Annotated in this window: 7 protein-coding genes; 6 read left to right on the forward strand and 1 reads right to left on the reverse strand. The window is 56.8% G+C overall.

What is annotated here, in order from left to right; translation table 11 throughout:
- Window positions 1-791, reverse strand: a 791-nt coding sequence (locus AC4GMC_RS16625; protein WP_488089313.1) for a Hint domain-containing protein, incomplete at its 3' end; no start/stop codon positions are given.
- Between the two features lie 465 nt (window positions 792-1,256).
- Between AC4GMC_RS16625 and frr the strand changes: the two genes are divergently transcribed.
- From frr to AC4GMC_RS16655, 6 genes are all read left to right on the forward strand, one after another.
- Window positions 1,257-1,820, forward strand: a complete 564-nt coding sequence (frr, locus tag AC4GMC_RS16630) for a ribosome recycling factor (RefSeq protein ID WP_269081452.1) — start codon at window positions 1,257-1,259, stop codon at window positions 1,818-1,820.
- A gap of 78 nt (window positions 1,821-1,898) precedes the next feature.
- Window positions 1,899-2,648: a polyprenyl diphosphate synthase gene (gene uppS, locus AC4GMC_RS16635; protein ID WP_487878328.1), complete on the forward strand. Its 750-nt coding sequence runs from the start codon at window positions 1,899-1,901 to the stop codon at window positions 2,646-2,648.
- A complete protein-coding gene (locus tag AC4GMC_RS16640; RefSeq protein ID WP_487878329.1) occupies window positions 2,645-3,424 on the forward strand; it encodes a phosphatidate cytidylyltransferase in 780 nt (259 codons plus the stop codon). Before uppS ends, AC4GMC_RS16640 begins: the two co-directional genes overlap by 4 nt.
- Window positions 3,421-4,605, forward strand: a complete 1,185-nt coding sequence (gene dxr / locus AC4GMC_RS16645; RefSeq protein WP_487878330.1) for a 1-deoxy-D-xylulose-5-phosphate reductoisomerase — start codon at window positions 3,421-3,423, stop codon at window positions 4,603-4,605. Before AC4GMC_RS16640 ends, dxr begins: the two co-directional genes overlap by 4 nt.
- Before the next feature lie 15 nt (window positions 4,606-4,620).
- Complete coding sequence (gene rseP, locus AC4GMC_RS16650; RefSeq protein WP_487877601.1) at window positions 4,621-5,955, forward strand: RIP metalloprotease RseP; 1,335 nt, start codon at window positions 4,621-4,623, stop codon at window positions 5,953-5,955.
- 111 nt (window positions 5,956-6,066) lie between these two features.
- Window positions 6,067-6,195 carry a hypothetical protein gene (locus AC4GMC_RS16655; protein WP_487877602.1) on the forward strand — a complete coding sequence of 43 codons (129 nt, stop codon included), beginning with the start codon at window positions 6,067-6,069 and terminating at the stop codon, window positions 6,193-6,195.
- Window positions 6,196-6,379: the final 184 nt, after the last annotated feature.

Raw genomic sequence — 6,379 nt, forward strand, 5'->3', positions numbered from 1 at the left:
GGTTCGTCGTCACCGGCGTCGAGTTGCTGCATGACAAAGGCGCGCCGCTGTTTGAGGTGGCGCGCGACAAAAGCCCGCTGTGCCGCCCCGCGCAGGATCGGGCGCACGGGTGGTTTGGCTTCCGCCGCTTCATCTTTGCCCTGGGCTAGCTTTTGATCAAACACAACCTCTAGCTGTGACACATCTGAGGCATCCATCCCTGTCGGAACCTGTAGGCCGGGAAACAGCGTCTCGGCCCATGTCCCATTGGCACTGACAAGTGCATGACGCGCAGTCGCGATATGCCAATACCTGACCGGGATTTCGCCGTCGAGTTGACGCACGCCCGGGGCATCAAGCAGAAACCGCGCTGCGAGCAATATCTCAGGCTGTCCAAACATGCGCTGTGCGATGGATGACCGTAGGCAAAGCCGATGGTGGGGCGATACCCGCAATGTCACAGAGGGAAAGCCGCGCCCCAGTGCGCCCGCCGCGATTTCGATCGGGGCATGGGCGCGGGGTTCACTGTGAAGCGTCGTCCCGATCCACCGAACCGGTTGCACCCCGTAATCCAGCGTCTGAACGGGATAGCCCACGCGAATATCCTCAACCGGGAGGGGGCCCCGCGGCGTGTGAATGAACGTGCCGGTGCAAAAGCATTGTGGACGATCGCCAGCAGACAGTTGGTTGTGGGCGAAACGCGCCATAAAAGCCGCTGGGTCGGTGGGGGTGATTGTCACCTCTGCGCTGTGTTGGAGGGTATTTATTGCCCCGCTTTCGGCAAAAACGTCGCCGCATGTCGTTTGCGTCACAAGCGCATCGTGCCCTTGTTGCGACGACGGCATTTTGATCCAAGCAGACAGGGCCCGAGCAGGCTCAGCCGCTACCGGCTTGTGATCAGGTGTCAAAGAATAGGAAAAAATATGAGATTTAGGGGCTAATCCAGCATCTAGCTGAGAAACTCCCGTCCCCGCGATACCTGCTAGGAGCACAGGTATCGCGGGACAGGAACCACGAAGCGTTTGGGGAAACGCAGTCTGAGACAATGGCGCATGGCGGCCGAGATAAAGGGCATTCGTCGGCGTTGGCGACATAAAGAAGACTCACGTGGAATTTCTTCAGAAGGGTCTACAAGAAAATCCCTAATAGAAAATAAAGGCATCCTGACGACTTGCACCCTTTCTGCCAGCACAACGCCATTGTCGATCCTGCGTTGTTAACGCTATACATGCGCAAAACGACCCCGGGGCTGTTCCGGGACAAAAAAGGAAGCAGTCATGTCAGATGATTTTTTGCTCGACACCGACGACCTGAACCGCCGTATGGATGGTGCGATCGCAAACTTGCGTGTTGAATTCGCGTCGTTGCGGACCGGGCGGGCCTCGGCCTCGATGTTGGAGCCGGTGATGGTGGACGCCTACGGATCGCCCACACCGATCAACCAAGTTGGCACGGTCAACGTACCAGAGCCACGCATGGTCACGATTAACGTCTGGGACAAAGGCTTGGTCGGAAAAGTTGAAAAAGCCATTCGAGAGAGCGGCTTGGGGATCAATCCTCAACTTAACGGCACCATCATTATGTTGCCCATCCCAGAACTGAACGAAGAACGCCGCCGCGAGCTGACCAAGGTCGCAGGCAGCTACGCTGAGAACGCGCGCGTGTCCGTCCGCAATGTGCGGCGGGACGGGATGGATCAGATCAAGAAAGCCAAAGCCGACGGTATGTCCGAGGACGACCAAAAGCTTTGGGAAGAAGAAGTGCAGGAAATGACCAACGACTACATTAAAAGGGTCGATGCGCTGCTTGAAACGAAACAAGCCGAGATCATGCAAGTTTAAAATCCACGAAACGGGCCGGAGCGCCGTTAGGGCGCAGGCCCTTTCGCCGCCTCACGTTGATATAAAAAGACCGTTTTCATGGAAAAAACCGTTACTTCTGCCGCGCCTCAGCCCGATGCGCCCCGAACAGGCCCGCGTCATGTCGCGGTTATCATGGACGGCAATGGCCGATGGGCGGAAAAGCGCAATCGCCCTCGGCTGTTGGGGCACCGCGCCGGAGCGCGTCGTGTGCGTGAAATCGTGGAAGCCTGCCCAGATAACGGGGTGGAATACCTGACCGTGTTTGCCTTTTCGACCGAAAACTGGAAGCGGACACAGGCCGAAGTATCCGGTTTGATGATGTTGTTTCGTCGTTATATTGAGCGTGAGGCGAATAACCTTTTGCAAAAGGGCACTCGGGTTCGGTTTATCGGTGATCGCGTGCGCCTTGACGACAAACTCGTGAGCCTGATGGACATGCTTGAGGAACTGACCAAGGACAACACGCTGGTTCATCTGACCATCGCGCTGAACTATGGCGGCAGGGATGAGGTCGCACGGGCCACGAAGCGCTTGGCGCAGGATGTGCAAACTGGGGCGCTAAACCCCGATGAAATCACGGATGAAACCTTGCCGCGCTATCTGGATACACACGTTTTGCCTGACCCCGATCTGGTCATCCGCACCAGTGGTGAGGCACGGATTTCCAACTTCCTTTTGTGGCAATCGGCCTATGCAGAATACGAGTTTATCGACACTCTTTGGCCTGACTTTACGCGTTCCATTTTTGAAGACGTTTTGCAGCGCTTTGGGACCCGTTCGCGCCGGTTTGGCGGAGCAACAGGGTGACCAATTTCGCGGATTTGATGCCTCGGATCGCGACGGCGCTGGTGTTGCTTGTGATTGGTGGTGCTGCGGTGTGGGCAGCGGGCCCTTGGTTTGCAGCACTTATCGCCGTGGTCTGCGGGATCATGGTGTGGGAGCTAGCGCGTATGATCGGCGCCGACCAAAAACGCGCTCTGGCGTTGGGGGGGCTGAGCACCGGGGCGTTGGCGGCAGCCTATGCCTTGCCACTCGGCCTCGCGCTGCCGTTGTTATTGGCGGTGCCAATGGCGGGGATCGCAGCGTTACACCTGCATCGGCGCATCTTTATGACCTTTGCGCTTGCGATATTGTTCGCGGGGCTTGGGCTCACGCAGCACCTTACTAATTTTGGCTTAATCTGGATGTTATGGTTGATCGGCGTCGTAGTAGCCTCTGATATCGCAGGTTATTTTGCTGGGCGCCTACTGGGTGGGCCCAAGTTTTGGCCCACTGTATCCCCCAAGAAAACATGGTCAGGCACCGTGGCAGGCTGGGTTGCAGCGGGATTTGTCGGTTGGGCAGTAATGGGCGTGACGACCGCTGGGATTGATCTGATTGGCATATCGATTGCTTTGGCGATGATGGCCCAGATGGGAGACATCGCTGAATCAGCGGTCAAACGAAAGATGGGTGTAAAAGACAGCTCTAATCTGTTGCCAGGGCATGGCGGACTATTTGATCGCTTTGACGCAATGTTGGGTGCCGCCGTTTTGCTATTTGTCATCGAGAGCGTGGCTGAATTCCCTCCGGTGCCCGCATGAAGCGCGTTTCTGTCTTTGGGGCGACGGGTTCGATTGGTCAGAACACGCTTGATTTGATCGCCCGCGACCGAGATGCCTATGATGTTGTCGCGTTGACCGGCGGCGGGAATATCGCGCAGCTTGCCAAGGACGCCAAGGCGTTACAGGCCAAAGTTGCAGTAACGGCCTATCCAGAAAAGTATGACGAATTGCGCGATGCGCTTGAAGGGTCAGGGGTTGAAGCCGCAGCAGGGCCAGAAGCCATTGCAGAGGCCGCAGATCGTCCAGCGGATTGGATCATGTCCGCAATTGTGGGTGCCGCAGGGCTGGTCCCGGGGCTGCGCGCGTTGCGCCATGGCGCCACGCTTGCCCTTGCGAACAAAGAAAGCCTTGTCACCGCTGGCCCGCATCTCATGGCTGAGGCCAAGCGTCACGGCGCTCGCATTTTGCCGGTGGATTCAGAGCACTCGGCGGTTTTCCAAGGCCTTGTCGGTGAGAACATCGAGGATGTGGAGCGGATTGTCATCACCGCGTCAGGCGGGGCTCTACGTGACTGGCCGCTAGAACAGCTTGGCGCCGCCACGCTTGCCGACGCTTGTGCGCATCCCAACTGGGATATGGGGCAGCGCATCACCATCGATAGCGCGTCCATGTTTAACAAAGCCCTGGAACTCATTGAAACGAGAGAGTTCTTTGATGTGACGCCAGAGCAGATTGAGGCCGTGGTTCATCCTCAAAGCCTTGTTCATGCGCTGGTTGGCTTCCGGGATGGCGCGCTGATGGCGCACATCGGTCCGCCCGATATGCGGCACGCCATTGGCTACGCCTTGCATTGGCCGGATCGCAAACACCTGCCGGTGGCGCGTCTGGATCTCGCGCAGATCGCGACCCTCGAATTCCGTCCGGCGTGTGAAAAACGCTGGCCTGCATTGCGTTTAGCACGCGAAGTTATGCATCTGCGCGGACTAGCGGGCGCATGTTTCAACGCTGCCAAAGAAACCGCGCTTGATGCGTTCATCGCTGGGCAGATCGGTTTTCTGACCATGACTGAGGTGGTAGAGCGTACGTTAGAACAGACGCAGGCCCGTGAAGGTCTTGATAGTGCCACAGTGTCACTTGATAACATCCTCGCGGTGGACCACCTAAGCAGGACATGTGCCGTTGAAATTGCTGCGCAACTGGCTGGCGCACACACCGACTAAACAAAGGAACACCTTTTGGATTTTAGTTTGCTGCCCCAGTTCGGGGGTCTTGTATGGACCCTTCTTGCCTTTGTTGTCGCATTGTCTGTGATCGTCGCGATCCATGAATATGGGCATTACATCGTTGGGCGCTGGTGCGGCATTCATGCTGAGGTGTTTTCAATCGGCTTTGGTCCGGTAATTTGGTCGCGACCGGACAAACGCGGGACAGTGTGGCAGATCGCGGCGCTGCCCTTTGGCGGTTACGTTAAATTCAAAGGGGACGCGAACGCGGCCTCTGTTGGTGGCGACGGTACGGTAGACACGATGTCTGACGCAGAACGGCGCAGCACCATGCCCGGCGCGCCCTTGGCGGCCCGTGCGGCAACGGTGGCTGCCGGTCCAGTGTTCAACTTCATCATGTCGATTGCTATTTTCGCTGTGTTTGTTGGCATCGCGGGCCGTGCAACTGATGATCCGGTGGTCGGTCTGCTCAAGCCGTTGCCCGCGGATTGGTCGACACTGCAACCCGGTGATACGATAACAGCGATAGACGGGGTCTCAGTAGACACGATGGAGGACGTGCTAGTCACGGCCTCGGAACTGACCCCAGCCACCAATGTCACCTACGATATCACGCGAAATGGCTCGGCGATGCAGGTTGAAGCGACTTTCCCGTTGGTGTCGGTCATCGATGCTGTCCAGCCCCGTTCAGCCGCTGTGGACGCGGGCCTGTTGAAAGGCGATGTCATCAAATCCGTAGACGGCAAGGCGATCCATGCCTTTGGTCAATTGCGTGAGGTCGTGGCGGCCTCAGATGGTGCCCCCTTGAACCTTGAAGTCTGGCGGGCAGGGGAGACGCTTGACGTCACACTTAGTCCTCGTCGTGTAGATCTGCCTTTGGCTGAGGGCGGCTTTGAAACGCGTTGGTTGATCGGTATCTCTGGCGGTCTGTTCTTTGAGCCAGAAACCGAGACGATGGGTCCCCTGAGCGCGATCAAATATGGGGCGGAACAGACGTGGTTTATCGTCAATTCATCTTTGTCCGCACTTTATCATATTATAACGGCTCAGATCTCGACCTGTAACCTATCGGGTCCTGTCGGCATCGCGGGGGCTGCGGCGGATACCGCTGCGATGGGGGCCAGTGAGTTTATCTGGTTCATCGCCGTGCTATCGACCGCCGTTGGCCTGCTAAACCTGTTTCCCATCCCGGTCCTCGACGGGGGGCATTTGGTGTTCTATGCCTATGAAGCTGTGCGTGGCAAACCACCCTCGGACAAGACGCTGAACGTCATGATGACTGTCGGCATCATGCTGATGGGATCGTTGATGGTTTTCGCCCTAATGAACGATTTTCTCTGCCCATAGGCGCATATTTCGCATCAATTGAAGCGAATGTAGGCTCTAAACGCCGTATTTCCGCCCAATTCAAAGCCTAGGCTTGACCTATTGAATTGCTGGATTGCGGAGGCGTTTGTGATGAAACACATTCACGATGGATACCGGGGCTTGTCCTTGTTTTTCGGTCTGAACGCGGATCGGTTCCTTTCGGTTTTGATGGTCGGGTTTGCCCTTTTGATGGCCACCTACTTCGCAACCTTAATGTAACTGACCGACGTCACATCAGCGGTCCCGCGCTGATTGCGTTCATCTTAGTTAATTTTACTGTGGCAGAGGCCCGCAAAGCAGAGGTTTTGCAGTAAAGTGGGTTTTGACATGGTCCCGGGCCTGCGGTAGATGCAAAGAAGATGTAGTATGCAATCGAGCGGGGCATTACCATGGATAGGCATTT

The sequence above is a fragment of the Thalassobacter sp. genome, from assembly GCF_982993085.1.